Source organism: Streptococcus sp. NSSLK0004, from assembly GCF_059039125.1.
Window position 1 is genome coordinate 1,052,746 of sequence record NZ_CM180142.1, and the last position, 21,589, is coordinate 1,074,334.

General features: G+C 39.5%; 20 protein-coding genes. 2 read left to right on the forward strand and 18 right to left on the reverse strand.

Annotated features, from left to right (window positions below; all coding sequences use genetic code 11):
* Positions 1 to 5: 5 nt before the first annotated feature.
* The 9 genes from AC4CS8_RS05375 to AC4CS8_RS05415 all read right to left on the reverse strand — a co-directional run bounded on the left by AC4CS8_RS05375 (position 6) and on the right by AC4CS8_RS05415 (position 8,495).
* Positions 6 to 539: a dihydrofolate reductase family protein gene (locus tag AC4CS8_RS05375; protein ID WP_493892305.1), complete on the reverse strand. Its 534-nt coding sequence runs from the start codon at positions 537 to 539 to the stop codon at positions 6 to 8.
* A gap of 212 nt (positions 540 to 751) precedes the next feature.
* Positions 752 to 1,705: an ABC transporter permease gene (locus tag AC4CS8_RS05380; RefSeq protein WP_493892306.1), complete on the reverse strand. Its 954-nt coding sequence runs from the start codon at positions 1,703 to 1,705 to the stop codon at positions 752 to 754.
* Position 1,706: 1 nt separating this feature from the next.
* Positions 1,707 to 2,768 carry an ABC transporter permease gene (locus AC4CS8_RS05385; protein WP_493892307.1) on the reverse strand — a complete coding sequence of 354 codons (1,062 nt, stop codon included), beginning with the start codon at positions 2,766 to 2,768 and terminating at the stop codon, positions 1,707 to 1,709.
* Positions 2,761 to 4,296: an ABC transporter ATP-binding protein gene (locus AC4CS8_RS05390; protein WP_493892308.1), complete on the reverse strand. Its 1,536-nt coding sequence runs from the start codon at positions 4,294 to 4,296 to the stop codon at positions 2,761 to 2,763. Before AC4CS8_RS05390 ends, AC4CS8_RS05385 begins: the two co-directional genes overlap by 8 nt.
* 134 nt (positions 4,297 to 4,430) lie before the next feature.
* On the reverse strand, positions 4,431 to 5,483 hold the full coding sequence (locus AC4CS8_RS05395) for a BMP family lipoprotein (protein ID WP_493892309.1): 1,053 nt from the start codon (positions 5,481 to 5,483) through the stop codon (positions 4,431 to 4,433).
* An 84-nt stretch (positions 5,484 to 5,567) separates the two neighbouring features.
* Positions 5,568 to 5,957: a cytidine deaminase gene (locus tag AC4CS8_RS05400; protein ID WP_493892310.1), complete on the reverse strand. Its 390-nt coding sequence runs from the start codon at positions 5,955 to 5,957 to the stop codon at positions 5,568 to 5,570.
* Positions 5,944 to 6,606 carry a deoxyribose-phosphate aldolase gene (gene deoC, locus AC4CS8_RS05405; RefSeq protein ID WP_493892311.1) on the reverse strand — a complete coding sequence of 221 codons (663 nt, stop codon included), beginning with the start codon at positions 6,604 to 6,606 and terminating at the stop codon, positions 5,944 to 5,946. The genes AC4CS8_RS05400 and deoC overlap by 14 nt, the downstream gene beginning before the upstream one ends.
* 18 nt (positions 6,607 to 6,624) lie before the next feature.
* Positions 6,625 to 7,902, reverse strand: coding sequence for a pyrimidine-nucleoside phosphorylase (locus tag AC4CS8_RS05410; RefSeq protein ID WP_493892312.1), 1,278 nt, complete (start codon positions 7,900 to 7,902; stop codon positions 6,625 to 6,627).
* Complete coding sequence (locus AC4CS8_RS05415; protein ID WP_493892313.1) at positions 7,899 to 8,495, reverse strand: class I SAM-dependent methyltransferase; 597 nt, start codon at positions 8,493 to 8,495, stop codon at positions 7,899 to 7,901. Before AC4CS8_RS05415 ends, AC4CS8_RS05410 begins: the two co-directional genes overlap by 4 nt.
* Before the next feature lie 74 nt (positions 8,496 to 8,569).
* Between AC4CS8_RS05415 and coaA the strand changes: the two genes are divergently transcribed.
* Entirely contained in the window at positions 8,570 to 9,490 is a 921-nt protein-coding gene (gene coaA / locus AC4CS8_RS05420) for a type I pantothenate kinase (protein WP_493892314.1), read from the forward strand.
* 58 nt (positions 9,491 to 9,548) lie between these two features.
* Positions 9,549 to 9,797 carry a 30S ribosomal protein S20 gene (gene rpsT, locus AC4CS8_RS05425; RefSeq protein ID WP_012027069.1) on the forward strand — a complete coding sequence of 83 codons (249 nt, stop codon included), beginning with the start codon at positions 9,549 to 9,551 and terminating at the stop codon, positions 9,795 to 9,797.
* Between the two features lie 74 nt (positions 9,798 to 9,871).
* Here rpsT and AC4CS8_RS05430 read toward each other — a convergent pair whose 3' ends face one another.
* The 9 genes from AC4CS8_RS05430 to AC4CS8_RS05470 all read right to left on the reverse strand — a co-directional run bounded on the left by AC4CS8_RS05430 (position 9,872) and on the right by AC4CS8_RS05470 (position 21,537).
* The gene (locus tag AC4CS8_RS05430; RefSeq protein ID WP_493892315.1) at positions 9,872 to 11,239 is read right to left on the reverse strand and encodes a sensor histidine kinase; all 1,368 of its coding nucleotides are present in this window, start codon (positions 11,237 to 11,239) and stop codon (positions 9,872 to 9,874) included.
* Positions 11,229 to 11,903: a response regulator transcription factor gene (locus tag AC4CS8_RS05435; RefSeq protein ID WP_493892316.1), complete on the reverse strand. Its 675-nt coding sequence runs from the start codon at positions 11,901 to 11,903 to the stop codon at positions 11,229 to 11,231. The genes AC4CS8_RS05430 and AC4CS8_RS05435 overlap by 11 nt, the downstream gene beginning before the upstream one ends.
* A 99-nt stretch (positions 11,904 to 12,002) precedes the next feature.
* Positions 12,003 to 12,473 carry a hypothetical protein gene (locus tag AC4CS8_RS05440; protein ID WP_493892317.1) on the reverse strand — a complete coding sequence of 157 codons (471 nt, stop codon included), beginning with the start codon at positions 12,471 to 12,473 and terminating at the stop codon, positions 12,003 to 12,005.
* Between the two features lie 337 nt (positions 12,474 to 12,810).
* The gene (locus AC4CS8_RS05445) at positions 12,811 to 15,063 is read right to left on the reverse strand and encodes an Ig-like domain-containing protein (RefSeq protein WP_493892318.1); all 2,253 of its coding nucleotides are present in this window, start codon (positions 15,061 to 15,063) and stop codon (positions 12,811 to 12,813) included.
* Positions 15,064 to 15,215: 152 nt separating this feature from the next.
* A complete protein-coding gene (serB, locus tag AC4CS8_RS05450; RefSeq protein WP_493892319.1) occupies positions 15,216 to 15,854 on the reverse strand; it encodes a phosphoserine phosphatase SerB in 639 nt (212 codons plus the stop codon).
* A gap of 40 nt (positions 15,855 to 15,894) precedes the next feature.
* Entirely contained in the window at positions 15,895 to 17,619 is a 1,725-nt protein-coding gene (gene ezrA / locus AC4CS8_RS05455) for a septation ring formation regulator EzrA (protein WP_493892320.1), read from the reverse strand.
* An 86-nt stretch (positions 17,620 to 17,705) separates the two neighbouring features.
* Positions 17,706 to 19,658, reverse strand: a complete 1,953-nt coding sequence (gyrB, locus tag AC4CS8_RS05460; protein ID WP_493892321.1) for a DNA topoisomerase (ATP-hydrolyzing) subunit B — start codon at positions 19,656 to 19,658, stop codon at positions 17,706 to 17,708.
* 110 nt (positions 19,659 to 19,768) lie between these two features.
* Positions 19,769 to 20,305 carry a DJ-1 family glyoxalase III gene (locus AC4CS8_RS05465; RefSeq protein WP_493892322.1) on the reverse strand — a complete coding sequence of 179 codons (537 nt, stop codon included), beginning with the start codon at positions 20,303 to 20,305 and terminating at the stop codon, positions 19,769 to 19,771.
* Between the two features lie 2 nt (positions 20,306 to 20,307).
* Positions 20,308 to 21,537: an FtsW/RodA/SpoVE family cell cycle protein gene (locus tag AC4CS8_RS05470; protein ID WP_493892323.1), complete on the reverse strand. Its 1,230-nt coding sequence runs from the start codon at positions 21,535 to 21,537 to the stop codon at positions 20,308 to 20,310.
* Positions 21,538 to 21,589 lie beyond the last annotated feature (52 nt).

Genomic DNA, 21,589 nt, shown 5'->3' on the forward strand with positions numbered 1-21,589 from the left:
CTTTTTTACTTTCGAATATCATAACGTAACATAGCAATTCCATCCGTAACAGTCGTTTCAATCAATAGCAACTGCTGCTCTTCTGGGAGTTTATCAAATAGGGAAATTCCAGCACCTAATATTGTTGGAATGATACCGATAATGAGGTGATCAATCAGTTTGTTCTCCAAACAAGACTGGACCAGTCCAGCTCCTCCAAAGAGCCAAATATCGCTACCTTCTTCTGCCCGCAAACGTTGAATTTCTGAAATAATATCCTGCACAAAGCGAACATTTTTATAATCGGTTTGTTCAGTCCGACTTGCAATGATAAACTCTTTCTCCTGATAGCCCTCAATCATCTCTAAAGGACAATCTTCCAGTGACTTTCGTCCCATAATGACCGTATCACAACTGTTAAAAAAAGAAGCATTATCAAACTGTAAGGCAGTATCATACTGAGAAGTTCCGTGCCCTTCTATCCAGTCATAACTCCCGTCAGTTCGAGCGATAAAACCGTCCAAACTCATAGCAATATTCAATACTAAACGTCTACTCATACTTTACCTCCTAATAATTCCAATGGTAGTCTAGTATATCATAAAAACAATCTAGACGGCTTCTTCAGGCTTCTAGCTCATAATAAAAAGATCCACCAGACATTTATTTTTGAACTCTTCTTTCCATGCTTATTATAAAACGCTACACTGGACCTTAAATTCGTTTATATATTACTAAACTCATGAAAAAACAGTCCTTAAGGACCGTTTTTTTACTTCGATTTAATATAGTTGACACCATCTGCTTTTGGTGCGACTGCTTTTCCAAAGAAGGCAGATAGGGCTACAACTGTAATCAGATATGGTGCGATTTGAAGATAAACACTTGGAATATCTTTCAAACCTGGTAATTTGCTACCTACTACTACCAAACTTTGCGACAAACCAAAGAACAGACTAGCAAGCATTGCACCAATTGGATTCCATTTACCGAAGATTACAGCGGCCAAGGCGATGAAGCCTGTACCAACGATTGTGGTTGCTGAGAAGTTGATGTTATATGATTGAGCACTTACCGCACCACCAACACCACCGAGGAAACCGGCAATCAACACACCTGCATAACGCATCGCATAGACATTGATACCAAGGGTATCAGCAGCTTGTGGATGCTCACCAACTGAACGAAGGCGAAGTCCAAACTTTGTTTTATAAAGAATGAACCAAGCTAAGAATGCAGTTGCAATAGCAACATATCCCATCAAACTAGTGTTTTTGAAGAAAATATCTCCAATTACAGGAATATCCGCTAAAACGGGGAATGAAAATTTACCAAATGATTCACGAATACTGTCCGTTTGCCCCTTGTTGTAAATAACTTTTACAAGAAATACTCCGATGGCTGGTGCTAAAAGGTTCAATACCGTACCGGAAACAACGTGGTCAGCTCGGAAATTAATCGTAGCCATGGCATGGATTGCAGCAAATAGAACACCTGCTAAACCACCAACTAAGAGAGCTAACAATGGAGTAGCTTTTCCAAATGTTTCAGCAAATTCAATATTGAAAACAACACCAGCAAAGGCTCCGATAACCATGATTCCTTCCAAACCAACGTTGACAATACCACCACGCTCAGAGAAGACACCCCCAAGACTGGTAAAAATCAATGGTGCTGAGTAAATCAACATCTGCGAAATGAGTAAGGCAAGAATTGAAATATTCATCTTATTTCGCTCCTTTCGCTTTATTTTTGGCTTTAAGCAACTGCTCAAAGATAAATTTCACACCGATAAAGAAGATGATTGACGCTGTAACAACATTAATCAATTCAGGTGGAATTTGCGCACGACCCATACCAGGTGCACCAACAGATAGGACACCAAATAGGAAGGCTGCCAATGGAATACCAAGTGGTGAGTTTGACGCCAAAAGGGCAACAGACATACCGTTGAATCCAATATCCAAATTAGTGCTCTGGGTATAAACATTTTGGAAGGTGCCAAGTCCCTGAATAGCTCCACCTAGACCAGCAAGAGCGCCTGAAATCACCATAGAAAGAATAATCGTACGTTTAGCAGACATACCTGCGTAGTCAGATGCAGTTGGGTTCAAACCAACGGAACGAATTTCAAAACCTAAGGTTGTCTTCGTCAATAGGAACCAAATAACCACTACAGCAATGATAGCAAAGAAAATTCCCAGGTTCATACGCGAATTGTTTGTCAACTCACGCAACCACTCCATTTGATAAGATGCATTGGCTGAAACGTTTATAGTAGAATCCTTATTTTTCATCAAACCCTTTGAAAAAACTTCTCGAATAAGATAGTTACATGAGTAAAGCAGGATGTAGTTCATCATGATGGTGACGATAACCTCACTAGTACCGAGGTAAGCACGAAGTATACCAGGAATGGAACCAGCAATACCACCCGCAATCATAGCGATTACGACTGTCGCCAAAATAAGGATTGGACGAGGCATATCTGGATTAGACAAGGCAAACCAACCTGCGAAAACCCAACCTACATAAGCTTGACCTGGCAATCCTACGTTGAAGAAACCAGCTCGACTTGCCACAGCAAAACCTAAAGCGGTAAAGATAAGTGGTGCCATAGCACGGAAAATTTCTCCGATAGATTTGATATTACCAAAAGCTGAATAAAATAATTCGTCATAACCCTTAATTGGATTATAGCCAAAAATAAGCATGATGACGGCACCTAAGAGTAATCCCGAAATAACTGCCAATAAGGGAATGGCAATAGGCTGATATTTTTTAGGCATGACTTTCTCCCTTCTCTAATTTTCCGCCTGCCATCAAGACACCAAGCTCCTGCTTGTTTGTTGTCGCAGGATCTACGATACCATGGATGGTACCATCGTGGATAACGGCAATGCGATCCGAAACATCCAAAATTTCATCCAATTCAAAGCTGACAACTAGGACGGCTTTCCCTTTGTCACGCTCAGCAATCAAACGTTTACGGATGTATTCAATGGCACCAACGTCCAAACCACGAGTAGGTTGGCTAACAATCAGAAGATCTGGATTACGGTCAATTTCACGGGCAATAATAGCTTTTTGCTGGTTACCACCTGACAAAGCCTTAGAAGGCACTAACTCACTCGCCCCACGCACATCAAACTCTTCCATCAGCTGACGCGCTTTTTCATTAATTTTATTGTAGTTCAGGATACCGTTTTTCGAATTTGGCTCCTTATAGTAAGTTTGTAGGGCAATATTTTCAGCAACTGACATTTGCAGAACCAATCCATCACGATGACGGTCTTCTGGAACGTGGCTGACTTGCATTTCAGTGATTTTACGAGGTGTTTTACCAACAACTTCTTCACCTTTGATGGTAATTGAGCCTGATTTCACCTTACGCAAACCTGTAATAGCTTGAATAAGCTCGCTCTGACCATTTCCATCAATACCGGCAATACCAACAACTTCACCGGCACGAACATCAAGGTTAAGCCCTTTAACTGCTGGAATGCCACGGTTTTCATTAACCACCAAATCCTTGATAGAAAGGATAACTTCCTTAGGATTTGACGCAATTTTTTCAGTCTTAAAGGATACTGAACGTCCTACCATCCATTCGGCTAAGTCTTGGTTGGTAGCTCCTGCTACATCAACGGTTTCAATAGACTTACCGCGACGGATAACGGTAACGCGGTCTGCAACGGCACGGATTTCGTCCAGTTTGTGTGTAATCAAAATGATAGACTTGCCTTCTTCAATCAATTTCTTCATGATCTTCAGAAGCTCTGCTATTTCCGCAGGAGTCAAAACCGCCGTAGGCTCATCAAAAATCAAGAGGTCGGCACCACGGTAGAGGGTTTTCAAAATTTCTACACGCTGTTGTGCTCCAACAGAAATATCTGCTACTTTTGCAGTTGGATCAACTTCCAAACCGTATCTTTCTGAAAGTTCTTTGATTTCAGCAATAGCTTTTTTAAGGTCAATCACACCTGCCTTGGTTGTTTCTGAACCAAGAATGATATTTTCTGCAACAGTGAAAGCATCGACCAGCATGAAATGTTGGTGAACCATACCGATACCCAAGTGAGCGGCCCTTGAAGGTGAGTCAATTGAAACAACCTCACCATTGATAGCAATTTCACCGCTGGTAGGCTCCAAAAGACCTGCCAACATATTCATAAGAGTTGATTTCCCAGCACCATTTTCACCGAGCAGGGCGTGGATTTCACCTCGTCTGACATGTAAGTTGATGTGGTCATTTGCTACAAATTCACCGAAAATTTTGGTGATATTGCGCATTTCAATGACATTATCCCTAGTCATAATCTTCTTCCTTTCTGACTATCATTTTTGTCAGTAAAACCTACCAGGGACTGATAGGCTTTACTGAGAAAAATTCTCAGTCCGAAAAGGGCGACCGATTTCGGTCGCCGATTCGGAAAATTTTAATCAAAAGATTATTTTTCTGGAGTTTCTGGAACTTCAACTTTACCATCAATGATTGCTGTTTTAGCTTCAGCAACTGCTTTTGATGCATCTTCTGAAAGGTTAGTTTCAGCCAATTCTACACCTTTGTCTTTGAGTGAGAATTGAACAACTGTTCCACCAGGGAATTCTCCCGCTACTGCTTTAGTTGCAATATCTTTTACAGCAGTACCAACTTCTTTGATTGTTGAAGCCAATACAAAGTTAGAAGCTTTTCCATCTTTAGATGTGTACTCACCTTCAGCAGATTGGTCGCGGTCAACACCAATTACCCAAACTTTATCTGCTTCGTTACGAGTTTCGTTTTCTGCTTTTGCAGCCGCGAATACACCATTACCAGTACCACCTGAAGCGTGGAAAATTACGTCAGCACCTACAGCATATTGAGCAGCAGCAAGGGTTTGACCTTTAGCAGCATCACCAAATGAACCAGCATAGTCAATAGTTACTTTGATGTCAGGATTTACAGATTTAGCACCTGCTACAAAACCAGCTTCAAAACGGTCGATTACGACACCTTCCATACCACCGATAAATCCAACGTGGTTAGTTTTTGTTGATTTAGCTGCTGCAACACCTGCCAAATATGAAGCTTGGTGATCAGCAAAGCCTACACTAACAACGTTGTCGAGATCAGGAACTACAGAGTCAACAATAACATATTTAGTATCTGTATTGTTTGGCGCTACTTCAGCAATTGCAGACTCCAAGGCAAAACCGATACCGAAGACAAGGTTGTAACCACCTGAAACAGCTGAATCAAGGTTTGTTACATAGTCAGACTCACTAGCAGATTGGAAATAATCATAACCACTACCTTTCTCAAGTCCAGCTTCCTTACCCCAAGCTGTCAAACCTTCCCAAGCTGATTGGTTAAATGAACGGTCCTCTACACCACCGATATCAGTAACGATTGCAGCTTTTATAGATGAATCTGACGAAGTATTTGATGTACGGCTACCGCAGGCAGCAAGAGTAAGTGCTGCAAGTGATACAACACCCAAACCAACAAGTTTCTTGTTCATTTCTGAACCCTCCTAAAAAATTCTTTGGCAACAAAAAGTTGCAGTGATGAAATATTATTACAGCCTAAAGACTGCTTTACAAACCTAATTTAAGTCTGTAAAAGAATACGGAAGTAATTCCCCGACTGTCATCTCGACTGTCGATTTATCTTTAGCAACCAAGGTCACCTTTAGATCCTGCTCAAAAAATTCCGCCATCACCTGACGACATGCTCCACAAGGGGAAACAGGTTTTTCTGTTTCTCCATAAACAATCAACTCCGAGAAGTCTTGTACACCTTCTGAAACTGCTTTAAAAATAGCTGTTCGTTCCCCACAATTTGTCAATCCAAAACTAGCATTTTCAATATTGACACCAGTAAAGATTTGACCATCTTTAGCAACAAGTACAGCTCCAATCGGGAACTTTGAATAAGGTACATAGGCATTTTTGCTAACTTCGATAGACAAATCAATCAGGTTAGTAGTCGCCATCTGCCTTTTCTCCCTTCATGATTGCAACACCAGAAGAAGCACCTATACGGTTAGCACCGGCCTCAATGAAAGCAACCGCATCCTCATAAGAGCGAGCACCTCCAGATGCTTTAACACCCATGTCCGGTCCAACTGTTTTTCTCATTAAAGTTACATCAGCAACAGTGGCACCTCCAGTTGAGAAACCAGTTGATGTCTTCACAAAATCAGCACCTGCTTCTTTTGATAATTCGCAAGCTTTTACCTTTTCTTCGTCAGTCAAAAGACAAGCCTCAATGATGACTTTAACGAGTTTGTCTCCACTTGCATCTACCACTGCCTTAATATCTTCTAATACAAGATCATAGTTCTTATTTTTCAAGGCACCGATATTGATGACCATATCAATCTCATCTGCGCCATTTTCAATAGCGTCTTTGGTTTCAAAAGCCTTAACAGCAGGCGTATTGGCACCCAATGGGAAACCAATTACAGTACAGACTTTTACATCACTGTCTTTGAGTTCTTGGGCGGCATAGCTCACCCAAGTTGGATTAATGCAGACACTTGCAAAGTCATATTCTCTAGCCTCTGCTAAAACTTTTTCAACTTGTTCCCGAGTTGTTTCGGGTTTCAAGACTGTGTGATCAATGTATTTATTTAATTTCATTCTAATTTTCTCCGTACATTACGAAATAATTTCTAGAATTTCTTTCGTTTTTACACTTACTTTATCTATTCTAACATTTTTTTGGAAATTTGTAAGCATGTTTTCCGAAATATTTTCATTTGCATATATTGTGGCGATTTTTTCACCCTTGGCAATTGCTTCTCCGACTTTCTTATGGAAGACAATACCTGTTTCGTAGTCTAGATGATCTGTCTTAACAGCACGACCAGCACCAATTTTCATAGCAAATAGTCCGAACTCCAGGGCAGGCAAAGCGGTGATATAGCCATCTTTTTCTGATAAAATATCTACTTGTTGACTAACCTTAACGGGACGATAGAGATCTTCTAAGTCGCCACCTTGCGCGACAATCATTTCTTCAAATTTCTTAAGTGCAGCACCATTTTCGATATGCTGGCGAACTTCTTCAACCGTTTTCTCAACATTTGCTAGACTGAGCATAATCTGAGCTAATTCACAGATGAACTCTGTCACATCTGCTCTGCCATTTCCTTGAAGAATCTCTAAAGCTTCTAAAATTTCCAAGCGGTTACCAATCGAAGTACCAACTGGCTGGGACATATCGGTCAAAACCGCTACCGTTTTACGACCGACAGCTTTACCAAGGTCAACCATCGTACGAGCCAGAACGCGCGCATCTTCAATATTCTTCATGAAGGCACCTTCACCAACAGTGACATCAAGAAGAATGGCATCTGCACCTGCTGCAATCTTTTTAGACATGACAGAGCTCGCAATCAATGGAATGATATCAACCGTTGCTGTCACATCACGAAGGGCATAAAGTAGTTTATCTGCCTTAACAAGATTGTCCGATTGACCAATAACAGCCACACCAGTTTCCTGGACTTGCTTGATAAAGTCTTCTTGACTAACTTCGATTTGATAGCCTTTGATTGACTCCAGTTTATCGAGCGTACCGCCAGTATGCCCCAAGCCCCGACCACTCATCTTGGCAACTGGAACTCCAAAACTAGCTACAAGTGGCGCAAGTATCAAGGTTACCTTATCCCCAACTCCACCAGTCGAATGCTTATCAACCTTGACACCATCAATAGCTGACAGGTCAATTTCCTCACCTGAGTGAACCATAGCCATAGTTAAATCTGATATTTCTCGGGTAGACATCCCTTTGAAATAAATAGCCATAGCCAAGGCTGACATCTGATAATCCGGCACACTACCATCCACGTAATCTTCAATCAGCCATTGAATTTCCTCAGTAGTCAACTCCAAGCCATCTCGTTTTTTCTGAATTAAATCAACTGCTCTCATTCTTTCACACTTTCAAGGATATAGTATCCTTTGTCTTTCTTGATTATTTGACAATTACCAAATACTTCTTCCATCCGTTTTTTAGCACTTGGTGCTCCCTGTTTCTTCTGAATGACAATTGTGAGTCTTCCACCAGCATTTAAATGCTCTTTAGCACCAGCAATGACTTGATGAACCACTGCCTTACCAGCACGGATTGGAGGATTGGAAATGACATAATCAAATTGTCCCTCTACTGCCTCGTAGATGTCCGATTGAAAAATGCTTGCTGTCACACCATTTTTACTAGCATTTTTCTCTGCTAATTCCAAAGCTCTACTATTGATATCCACCATAGTGACATCCAATCCATGGACTTTTGCCAAGGTCAATCCTAAAGGACCGTAGCCACAACCGACATCTAGTAAGCTCTTTCCTTCGCTATTTTCTAATTCCAAAGCATTCAAAAGCACCTGACTTCCATAATCAACCATTTTCTTACTAAAGACACCTGCATCTGTCAGAAAGGACATGGGGGTGTCTAGCAAACGAACATGGAGTTCATGGATATCATGTGCAATACTTGGATTTTTTTCATAATACATGTTAGCCATATATACATTATATCATTTACTAAAAACGTTTTCAATAATTTTACATCAAAGAGGAATCATGCTACAATAATGCTATGAAAAATGAATTTATCAACTTCGAAAAAATCAATCGCCAAACTTGGCAACAACTACATCGAAAAACAACGGTCCCTCTGACTCAAGAAGAATTAAATTCTATCAAAAGTTTTAATGACAAGATTAGTCTTCAAGAGGTACTGGATGTCTATTTGCCTTTGATAAACTTAATCCGTATTTATAAGAAAACAAGTGAAGATTTGTCTTTCTCTAAAAGCTTATTTTTACAGGAAAAAATCAAGGCCAAACCCTTCATCATTGGTGTCTCTGGAAGTGTTGCAGTCGGTAAATCAACCACTAGTCGCCTCCTTCAAATCTTACTAGCTCGTACCTTCAAGAATGCTAGTGTCGATATGGTTACTACCGACGGATTTCTCTATCCAAACGCAATACTTGAAGAAAAAGGAATTTTAGACCGAAAAGGTTTTCCAGAATCCTATAATATGGAACTCTTACTAGACTTCCTCGATCATATCAAAAATGGTGATGAGTATCAGATACCTGTTTATTCTCATGAGGTCTACGATATCTTGTCTGACAAAACTCAGACTATTACTTCACCAGATTTCCTTATTGTAGAAGGAATCAATGTTTTCCAAAACCCTCAAAATCAACGTCTCTATGTCAGCGACTACTTTGACCTCTCCATTTATGTTGATGCAGATGTGACCAATATCGAGAGCTGGTACCTAGAGCGATTCCAAAAATTACTACAATTAGCTGAAAAAGATACCAGCAACTACTACCACCGCTTCACACAGCTACCTTCTTCAGAAGTTGTCCAAATGGCCCAGGATACCTGGAAGAATATTAACTTGGCCAATCTGGAGAAATATATTGAACCAACACGAAATCGTGCTGACATCATCCTTCATAAAGGACAAAATCATGAAATAGATGAAATTTATTTAAAAAAATAAATTTCTCTTGTCAAATAAGCTATTTTCAGATATAATGGTATGGTTAGTACAAGAAAGGGTGGAGGTGAAACCATTGGCAAACATTAAGTCAGCTATCAAACGCGCTGAATTGAACGTTAAACAAAACGAAAAAAACTCAGCTCAAAAATCAGCTATGCGTACTGCAATCAAAGCATTTGAAGCTAACCCTTCTGAAGAGCTTTTCCGTGCTGCTAGCTCAGCAATCGATAAAGCAGAAACAAAAGGTTTGATTCACAAAAACAAAGCAAGCCGCGATAAAGCACGTCTTGCATCAAAACTTGCTTAATAAAAGAGTCTCCACGGGGACTTTTTTTGTTGCAATTTTCAAAAAAACTCTTGAGTCAATGACTCAAGAGCTTTTTATCTAGGCAATCTTACTTCAAATACGGTTCCTTTCGGATGATTATCCTTCACTTGAACATCTCCATGCAAAGTCGTTAAGATTTGCTTGGCTAATGACAAACCTAGCCCAAAGCCTCCTTTTTGACGAGTCCGGGCCTTATCAACACGATAGAATCGATCAAAGATTTTTTTCTTGTCTTCTGAGCTAATACCAATACCATTATCTGCTACCCTCAAAACTAGATGACGATCTTTAAGTTTGACATCAATCGAAATCTGCCCATCTTCATCAGAATACTTCATGGCATTATCAAATAATATAGTCATCAACTGCTTGAGTAGTACTTTGTCTGAGCGAATAGACTGTGTTACTTGGTTGGTTACCTCTAACTCTTTTCCGCTCTCCTCAGCCATAATTTCGTAATTAGCAAAAACATCATCAAAGAAATCTGGTGAAATGTCTGAAATGTCTGGTTTCAAACCATCGTCTCGGCGTGCCAAATTTAAAAGATTGGTTGTAAGCAATCGCATATTCCTTACCTCTTCCAAACTAGATGCAATATTTTCGCTACTGTCTAAAATAGTAGCTTCTGGATGTCGAAAAAGACTTTCCAAGCGATTTTGCAAAACAGCTAACGGTGTACGTAATTCATGGCTAGCATTTTCAACAAAATCCTTCTGCTTCTGAAAACTTATTAAAATAGGGCGCATACTTACATTCGCAAGATAAATACTTGCAAAAATAGAAATTAACCAAAAACTGATCATAACAATAACTACGATTTTTTCAGCTGAGGCAATCGAACTTTTAAGCTGAGTGACATTAAAAAGGATCGTTGCATATTGTACAGTGATATCGTCATAGTAAACCATTAAATCACTGGAAATTTCAATGGTGATATAGCGATAATCTTCCTTATCACCAAAATGGGTCTGGACACTAGCTTCTTTAATTTTTCCTAGATCTACTTTATCTAGTTCAAATTCATCTAACCCTGAAAAATAATCTGGATTGACAACCTCTCCGTTTGAATCATAGAGCACTACATTATAATTTGTTCCCAATTTGAGGCTTGAGGCTGTTTCTAAAGGTTTCTGTTGTGGTGAAGAGGAAGAAGTAATATCTGATGATGAGGTGGTGGTTTCTTCCGTTACCTCTTCTACCAATGTAGGTGGATAATGTCTCATAATAGCAAAATCCAACACTATAGAAGGGTTCTCTTCAATCTGTTTAAAATTATCATCTGCTTCACGATACATAGTCGTTCTCATGACTTGAAAAATCAACAAAGTCATAGAAACAAAAATCAGTGTGAAAACAGCAAAATAACGGATAAAATATGAAAAATTATCCGTATAAAATAGTTTTTTTACTCTATTCAGCATTTTTTAAAATGTACCCTACACTACGGAGAGTTTGAAGGTTTTCTCCAAAGGTAGTACCTTTCAATTTCTTTCTAATCTTTGATACATATACTTCTACAACAGAAATGGTTGTATCGCTATCGAAGCCCCAAATACGGTCAAAAATCTGAGTTTTAGGTAAGATAACATTTTGATTCTGCAAAAAGTACACTAGCAAATCAAACTCCTTACCTAATAATTCAACTTCCGATCCATTGACTAGGGTAGAATTAGTAGATAAATCAACAGAGATATCGCCATATGATAAAATATTTTCATTGAATTTTCCAGCTCTTTTCAAAAGAGCTTGAATCCGCATTTTTAATTCTTCTAAGTAGAAAGGCTTGGTTAGATAATCATCTGCTCCCAATTCAAAACCATGTCCCTTATCATCCAGACTTTCTTTTGCTGTCGTAATCAAAACTGGCGTGGTTACTCCTTTTTCACGAAGTTCCTTTAAGACTTGGAAACCATCCTTTTCAGGTAACATAAGATCCAACAAAATTAAATCATATACACCTGACTCCGCTTCATAGAGCCCTTCATCACCATCAAATACTTGCATAACATCTGCAAAATCATCTAAAAAATCAAAAACTGAATTGGATAAGCTTAGATCGTCTTCAACCAATAATATCTTTATCATTACTTCTCCTCCTTAGAATGCATAAAACTCATTAAATCCTAACTGTCAGTATGTCCTAGACAGCCCATTATATCATAAATTAGAAAAACTAAGGTATATTTATTGATTATTATTTTCAATATTTGACTGAATTTCTTGATTCTTCTTCTTCAACTCGTTTACCTTATCTGATGAAGCATTTGATGTGTCAGTTGTATTCTCCTGATCTGGAGGGGTCATACCTTGACCATTGCCGCCTGGTTGATTACCTTGACCTGGAGGAGTCATACCTTGACCATTGCCGCCTGGTTGGTTACCTTGACCTGGAGGAGTCATACCTTGACCATTACCGCCTGGTTGGTTACCTTGATCTGGAGGAGTCATACCTTGACCATTGCCGCCTGGTTGGTTACCTTGATCTGGAGGAGTCATACCTTGAGCATTATTTTCTAATTGAACTTGACTGTTTGCAACAGACGAAGATGCTTTCCCAACACCAATTCCTCCAGCAAATCCAACTGTAACACCTGCAATTGCAACAGTAGCTAATAATGTTTTAGGTTGTGACTTAATTTTTTCCACGATAGACATAAATAGTTTTCCTTTTTTTATATAGATATTTCAAACCTTGCTAGCCTATTGATTTGATGATAATAGTATAGCTATTTTTTCTTAAAAGAAGCTAAATGTTCCCGTAGTCAATTATGCCTGTCATCATTTAGATTGAAAAAATCTAAAGGAATAGCATTTTTGATATTTTCAACCATTTTTACCAATAATCTATTCCACTAATTTAAAAGATGTGCAGTTGGCTACTCAGTTGTCACAAATATTGATAATAAGAAAAGAAGGAAGATTTTCTCTTCCTTCTGGACAAGATTGTTCAGGTAAGCAAGGGTTACCTTTTTATATTCTCCACTCACAACTACTAAGGTAAACTATACCAAGCAATTCCTTCTTGTTTCCAGCCACGAGTTGCCAATATTGCATACTCATTAGCATCTTTGGTATAGAGGTGCTTCTTGAGACCAGTGTGGTAGAGACGATAGATTGGTTGCGTACCGTAAGAACGATAAGCAATTCCTTCTTGCTGCCAGCCACGTTCTGCGAGAATGGTATACTCATTATAATCTCTAGTATACAAGTGAACCTTTAAGCTCGGATTGTAGAGACGATAAACTGGATCACCTGTCTTAGTCGCTGTTTTCCATGCGATACCCTCATACATCCATCCACGGCTTGCTAATACTGTCCGTTCATTAGCATCTGTGGTATATAAATGTACTTGTAAACCACTATGATAGAGTCGATAAACTGGTTTTGGAATTTCTACAACAACTGTTACGGTCGCTGTCGCTAACAAATTAGTCTTCTGCACCTTTCCTGAAGTAACAAAGGTTGTTTCGACAAATTTATTTGAATACAAACTTGGTAAGATACTATCCCAGGTAACAGCTTCTGCAGTTGTTGTACCATCTGTCCATGTTGCAATAACGGTTGTTGGCAAAACTGGAGCAGTATTATTCATCGTTACAACGCTCACTGGTGCTAGTTGAGAAATTGCATGCACAGTAATTGTGGCTACCGGTACCACTGTCGTATTTGCCAATCGGCCTTGTAATTGCACGATTTTTTTCTGCGTACTGGTATAATCTGCCGGTCTTAAAGTATTCCATGTGACTGGTTCCTGGCTAGTTGTTCCATTTGACCATGTTACTGATAAAGTAGACGGGAGAGATGGTGCCTGACCAGATTTAGTTGCAAGTGATACTGGTGTTGCAGAGCGAATCGTAACGACATTAACCGTTGCTTGGGCTGCAAGTGAACTAGCTTGAACCGTACCTGCTACTGTGAATTGACTTGGGGATGTTTTTGTGTACTGACTAGATGAAATGGCATTCCAAGTAACTGGTTCTTGTGTGCTGGTTCCATCAGTCCAAGTTGCCGTCACACTTGTTGGCAAGGTAGGCGCTACACCTGATTTGGTAGTGATTGTCGCGGTTTTCAGACTACTGATGCCATGAATGGTGATAGTCGCAGTTGCTTTTAAACTTGTATTAGCTACCGTACCTGTCACTGTGACAGTCTTAGCTGTTGTCGTCTTATTACTGTAATTTACGCTAGACCATGTGACAGTCTCTTGACTTGTGCTGCCGTCTGACCAGGTCGCTTTTACGGTGGTAGGAAGCGTTGGCGCCTTGTTCGACTTAGTCGATACTTGAATAGATTGTAGGCTGGTTATTCCCTTTACAGTAACCGCTTGAGACAAAGAAGTTGCTCCTGCAGTTGCCGTGATGGTTGTAGAGCCAACACTTTGTCCTCTCACTAAGCCTGTATTACTTACTCCTGCTACTGAAGCATTTCCAGTAGACCATACTACTCCCGCCAATTGAATCGGGATGGTCGTTGTTTGGTAACCAGATACCTGTAATTTAGCAGTTACTTGTGCTTGAGTCGTTTGACCAACTGTTAAACTGCTTGTTGGAATAGTCAGGCTTGTTTCTGTAACCATAGCCCCTTGTACTTCCATTAACTGAGTGTGAGCTCCATAAATTCCAGTTTCTAGCTCACTTCCAGTTGACTCATAAGCAAATTGTTGAGCCGTTGCTGTATAGTAAACACCTGGGGTATAGAAGGTCCCCATTCCAACATATTTATACTGTGGATTGATTATTGATAAATAGTGACCAATCTGCCCATTGAGTTTCCCTGTTTGCTTATAGGTAATATAATCAGCTTTTTCAGAGTAAAATTGCTCGATAGCTCTCAGCATGGACTGCGCATTCTTTGTACCATTCCAAGCTAGATTTTCTGCATAGCTACGCTGACCATTTATAGTCATGCTAAAGGATTTTCCGTTAGGACGAGCATGACCTTGTTTTACGGTCGCTTCCGCTGCTCGTATCTGAGCAATCTTTTCTAAGTCTGTTGACCATTTCAAAGGAACATAACTACTCACATAGCCTTCCTGATAGGCTTCTAAACGAATTTCGTTCAGACGTTTTAAAACAGCATCTTTTCCAGCAGATACAAAGGTTCCGTCAACGTAGACAAGTGTATTACCTGTTGCAGGAGCCGTAACATCTGTTGGTTGAATCGCTGCCGACACAGATTGAAACGTCATGAAGAAGCCAATCACTAGGAACAAACCTAGCAAGTATCTCCTAAGTCTTTTTTTCATACTAGTTCTCCTTATCTTTAGTATTGACTATATAGTATCATAACCCTGACACATTGTCACTATCTTTAGATAAAATTCAATAGCTAGGCCTAAAAAATAATAAAACAAAGAGCCTAGGTTACCCAGACTCTATCAAGTATCATAGTATAAATTTATAGACTATCTAGTATTCCAATCACATGGTACAGATTTTTCTCTGTGATACAATATGGTGCTTGCTCCTGTACAATCGGCTTTGCACAGAAAGCAATTCCAACACCTGCTGTTTGAATCATAGGCAAATCATTTGCTCCATCTCCCATAGCGATAGTTTGGGATAGGGACAGATTATTTTCATGTGCCCATGCTTCTAAGCAGGCTTTTTTGGTATCCTTTGTAACAATTTCTCCCAAGACCTGACCAGTCAGAAAACCATCAACTACTTCCAACCGATTGGCCCTAACGTAGTCTAATTCCAACTGCGTAGCAAGACGATCGACAGTCTCATGAAAACCACCTGAAACAACCGCAATCTTATACCCACGTTTTTTTAATTCTGCTACTAATTCAGTAGCTCCTGGTGTAAAATGTATCTTTTCCATGATACGGTCAAATACTGAAATAGGCAATCCTTTCAATAATGCTACACGTTCACGTAAAGCCTCTTCAAAATCTAATTCACCTCGCATTGCACGTTCAGTAATAGCTGCGACAGCCTCACCAACACCAGCTTCTTCGCCAAGTAGGTCTATTCCTTCTTCCATAATCAATGTGGAATCAACATCCATTACCAGTAAACCTCTTACAAGCATTATTTTTCCTTTCTAAAACAAAAAGCCCTAAGGCTTCTTGTTAATAACGAATCGTTTCCTTTGTTTTTTCATATGAATGAACAAAGCGATCACTCACTCCTGGTTCAACTGTATCCAACGCAAACGAAATTTCTTCAAATGCTTTCTTGTAGTCAAACTCTCTTTCAAAGATATCTAGTGCGCGTGTAAATGCCTTTTGTACATTTTCATTGAAAGAACGGTAGCGATTTGAATATTGTAGCAATTGCTCTGTTAAGGTAGCATATTGAACAATTTCATAAGCAATATCTTCCAGCTCATTCATGTTAAACGTGGCTGTTTCTAGTAAACGGTTAACAATCTCAATGTTGATCCGTTTATAGTCTAATTCTGAAATAAGCGACTCTACATGTCCACTTGTACGGAAGAACTGTCCCAAGAATTCCTCTGGTATACCTGGTAAACTCCGCTTTTCCATATAACGTTTTAACGTGTGTAACTTCCTAACATATTGAGTAGCCTTTTTCCGAGCAGTAGCTTCTGAGGACTCTTGATTCTTCAGATACTCAGCTAAGATTAACTGCTCTTCTTCCATTTGCTTAAGAGTAGCCATAGCATGCTCTAAACGTTCTTCCAAAATAGAATAAGCAACTTGTGGTGTATCTAATTCTTCGACGCTCTCAACAACTGCCATTTCAACTGTGTCAATCCGTTTGGTTAACTGACCAATTCTAGACAACTTACTTTCGGCCAGCACGTATGATTTATTTAAACGATTTGCTTCCTCGTTCAACAAATTAGTGTTATTTGAAATGTGCTCCAAAAATTTAGGCAAATTCTTGCTAATCTTAACAGCTGTCCTATGTGCTTCGATTTCACGAGTGAAAATCTGATACAAGTGATCAATGTGAGCTTGAATAGCTTTGTTTTCGTTTTCTGCCGCATCCAAATCAAAGGATACTATCAAAGCAGTATTTTCACGAATGGCCACACGAATATCTTGGAAATGTGTCTCAATATTACCTTCTGTGAAGAGATAGTTTTGTTCCAATAATTTACGATAGCCTGACTCCAAATCTTCTAACTGATCAGGGAAGCTTATTTCTACTTTCTCAACCAATGAAGGAATTCGTTCCATAATTTGATTGAGTGCAATCATGTGCTCTTCCGTCTTATCCAAAATCTCAGAAGCTTCAATTGGATCTCCTGACGAATTAAGCATCACAAATTCAGAAAATTCAACTTCAATATTTTTGAGTTGTTTATCCAACTCAGGTAAAGTTTCTCCATATTTTTCTGCATTCTGACGAACAGCATCTTGTAAGCGATCAAATAAGTCAAGAGCATGTTTGACACGGCCTGAGTTTCTTTCCTCTTGCTCCTTCAACTCTACTAATCCCTGACGAATTGCTGCAATGTCTTCTTCAACCAAATCGATTTGGCTTTCTATGCTATCAATAGCATGCCGAGCGCGCAGGAATCGAAATGAGTTATTATAACTTTCAGCCTCAAAAATATGGTTTTCAATATCTGCGAATGAATTGAGTGATAAATCCACCCATTTTTGATTCCATTCTCGAAAAGACACTTGACTTTGTCCAATGAGATGTAGCGCTTTAACAGCTTCTATCTCATCATTAACGGTCAAGTTAAAGAGGTCTTCCTTGCGCTCCTCTAGAGCAACTAAAAGATTATCATTGCGCTTGCGTATAATTAGACAAGCCACGTAGGCAATGATTAAAACCGTAACAATCCCAACGATTAACATGATCGTTCCTTTAGTCATGTAAAACTCCTTACGTTCATTTATATTAGCAAAAAATCAACTTATTATATCATACTTTTCTATTCTATGCACATTTTTTCAGATTTTTATACATCAAGTGTTGAATAGACTGCATTTTCTTCGATAAATTCACGACGAGGCTCTACCTTATCACCCATGAGCATATCAAAGATTTTATCTGCTTCTGCTGCATCATCAACGGAAACTTGTGCCATTAAACGATTTTCAGGATTCATGGTTGTCTCCCAAAGCTGATGGTCATCCATTTCTCCCAAACCTTTGTAGCGCTGAATAGTTGGTTTTGAGCGCCCTTGGCTATAGCGTTCTAAAGCTTCCTGTAATTCTTGTTCCTGATTGACACCTGGCTGGATATATTCTTTAATTTCACTTCCGACCTTAACACCATAGATTGGTGGTTGAGCGATATAAACATAACCTGCTTCTACAATCGGGCGCATATAGCGATAGAAAAGGGTCAATAAGAGGGTACGGATATGGGCACCATCGACATCGGCATCTGTCATGATAACCAACTTCTGATAACGAGCTTTGCTGACATCAAATTCTGCACCAAAACCTGTTCCCATTGCAGTAAAGAGGCTACGAATTTCTTCGTTGGCTAAAATTTTATCCATGGTAGCTTTTTCAACATTCAAAATCTTGCCACGAATTGGCAAAATAGCCTGAAACTCACGGTTACGACCAGATTTTGCAGAGCCACCAGCAGAGTCTCCTTCGACGATGAACAATTCAGTTTGGCTTGGATCATTTGAAGAACAGTCCGCCAATTTACCTGGTAGATTGGAAATTTCAAGACCTGACTTCTTACGAGTCACTTCACGAGCACGTTTGGCTGCGATACGAGCCTTACTTGCCAAAATTCCCTTTTCAACAATCCGACGAGCAATTTGCGGATTTTCAAGCAAGAACTCTGACAAGGCATCTGAAAATAGACGGTTTGTTATTTTGACAACCTCACTATTTCCTAGCTTTGTCTTAGTTTGGCCTTCAAATTGCGGACCAGGGTGCTTGACAGAGATAACGGCAGTCAAACCTTCCCGTACATCCTCACCCGTTAAATTATCCTCATTTTCCTTCAGGATTTTATTTTTCTTAGCGTAATCATTGATAACACGTGTCAAGGCAGTACGGAAACCTTGCTCGTGGGTGCCACCTTCATGGGTATGGATATTATTGGCAAAGCTGACAACATTCTCATGGTAACTCGTTGTGTACTGCATGGCCACTTCTACCGTGATATCATCCATTTCACCATCCGTGTAAATCGGCGTTTCAAAGATAACATCCTTGTTTTCGTTCAAATATTCTACATAGGAAGCAATTCCACCTTCATAGTGGTAATTCTTCTCTTGTTCTAATCCCTCACGCTTGTCAGTGATGGATAGGTGTAAGCCACGGTTCAAAAAGGCTAGTTCCTGAACCCGCTTGTCCAACTTCGTAAAATCAAACTCTGTCGTTTCTGTAAAAATCTCTGGGTCTGGAGTGAAATGAACAGTTGTTCCTGATTGGTCTGTTTCACCAACAACCTTCAAGTCAGCTACGACTTCTCCACGACGGTATTCCTGGAAATACACCTGACCATTTTTATACACATGGACATCCAGTTGGGTAGAAAGGGCATTTACAACGGAAGAACCTACGCCGTGCAATCCACCTGAAACCTTGTAGCCACCTCCGCCAAATTTTCCCCCTGCATGAAGTACAGTAAAGACAGTCTCCACAGCAGGACGGCCAGTCTTTTCCTGAATATCAACTGGAATACCTCGACCATCATCGACAACAGTGATTGAATTGTCCTTTTCAATAAAAAGCTGAATATGGTTCGCAAAGCCTGCCAAAGCTTCATCAATCGAATTATCGACAATTTCCCATACCAAGTGATGCAATCCTTCTTTCGACGTTGAACCAATATACATCCCCGGACGCATCCGAACTGCTTCCAGTCCCTCTAGAACTTGGATTTGACTGGCATCATACTCCTGCGCCTTATCCTGTAAATTTTTAATTTCTTCTGTCATAGCATTCCCTTTAATATCGTAGTTTAATCCTATAAATAGTACCCTTCATTATACCACAATTTTCCCTAATAAACTAGAAAAAGGGAGTCTTTCATCCCCATTTCTAATCATTAACCATAAACCATCATTGCTGATAATTCTTTTCCGTCTCCACCTAGTAAATCTACCAATGTATATGCAAAGTCTAAGCTAGTTCCTGCCCCTCGACTCGTCACAATGTGACCATCTACCACAACTTTGCTTTCTACATGATGTCCAGAAATGATATCCTTTTCCTTACCCGGAAAACAAGTGAATTTCCGACCTTCCAATACCCCTGCCGCATCCAAAACAATAGGTGCGGCGCAGATAGCACCTATATACGCTCCTTCTTGCGATTGACTTTGAAGCGCCTGAATTAATCTTTTATCATCTCGAAGATTGACCGATCCAGGCATACCTCCAGGCAGAACAATCATATCATATGTGGATAAATCCCCAGTAAAGACTTTATCTGTAATAACAGTAATTCCGTGAGAACCTACTACTTGATTATTTGTCAATCCTACAATATCTACTTCAAACTGTGCACGCCGTAGAACATCTACCGGTGTTAGTGCTTCTATTTCTTCAAAACCATTCGCCAATATTACTGCAATTTTTTTCATAGTTAATCCTCAATTCGTTTAATGGTTATTTTTTTATAGGCCCGTGAACGGTTGCGGCGATTTTCATCTGTCAATGTATATTGATAGCTCATCGATAAAACAAGGCCTACACCAAGTAGATTCGAAATCATTGACGAGCCTCCTTGTGAAATAAATGGGAGCGGAATCCCTGTCAATGGAAGAACACCAATTGCTGCTCCAATATTTTCAAATACATGAAAGAGAAGCATCATAATAAAACCAGTTGAAATATAGGTATAATAGCGATTGTTAGACTGAATAGTGATACGGAGCATTCGATAAATTAGCATTGTATATAGTCCAATCACAACAAGTCCACCCACAAAACCAAAATCTTCACCAATAACTGTAAAGATCATATCACTCTCTCTTACTGGGATTAAGAGATTAGTCCTATTAAAGCCAATTCCCGTCAAACCTCCACTACCAATGGCAATTAATCCCTGTGCTTGCTGATAAGTAGTTGTCTTAGCATTTTCAAAGGGATCTAACCAGGCAGAGATTCGATTAAGCTGATAAGTACTTATGCCGATATTTTTTAACAAAACTTTCCCTCCAGGAGCTAAAAAGATCAACATAAATCCTGCAATAAAAATCGTTGCCCCCAATACAATTGGTAACAAGATTTTCCAAGAAATACCTGATAAAAGAATCATCCCGGAAAAAATGGCTAAGAAAACTAATGATGTGCCTAAATCACTTTGAAAATAGAGCAGGATAAGAACTGGGAGGGTACAAAGACTTAGATAAGCAATCAATTGAAAATCTTCTTTTATGTTCCTAATAGGATGGTTTTTATGGAAACTTACAATGATTCTAGCCATCATAATAATGTAAGAAATTTTCATGAATTCAGAAGGTTGAAAGAGAGTGGTGCCACCAATTGTTACCCAGTTTTTAGCACCTGTAGAAGCTACCAAACTTGGACTATAAAAGAACAAGGGAAGTACCATCAGACCTAACCCAAATAGATAAAGAATAGGGGTCATTTTCCAAAGAAATTTAGTGCTAAAAAACATGACCATGAAAGCTAAACTAATACCAACCGCAATCCAAGCAATCTGTTGCCCTACTATGGCTCCCACATTGCTAGGATAGTCCTGATTGACTGCAATATAAACTGAGATAATTCCTATTATGAGCAAAAAGAACACCGGTAAAATCAAGGCATAATCAATTCGACTCTCAACAGAGCCTCGTTTTATTTCCATCAAAAATCCTCGTACTTTCTAAACTCCTTCAATTATAGCAAAATTCGACAAG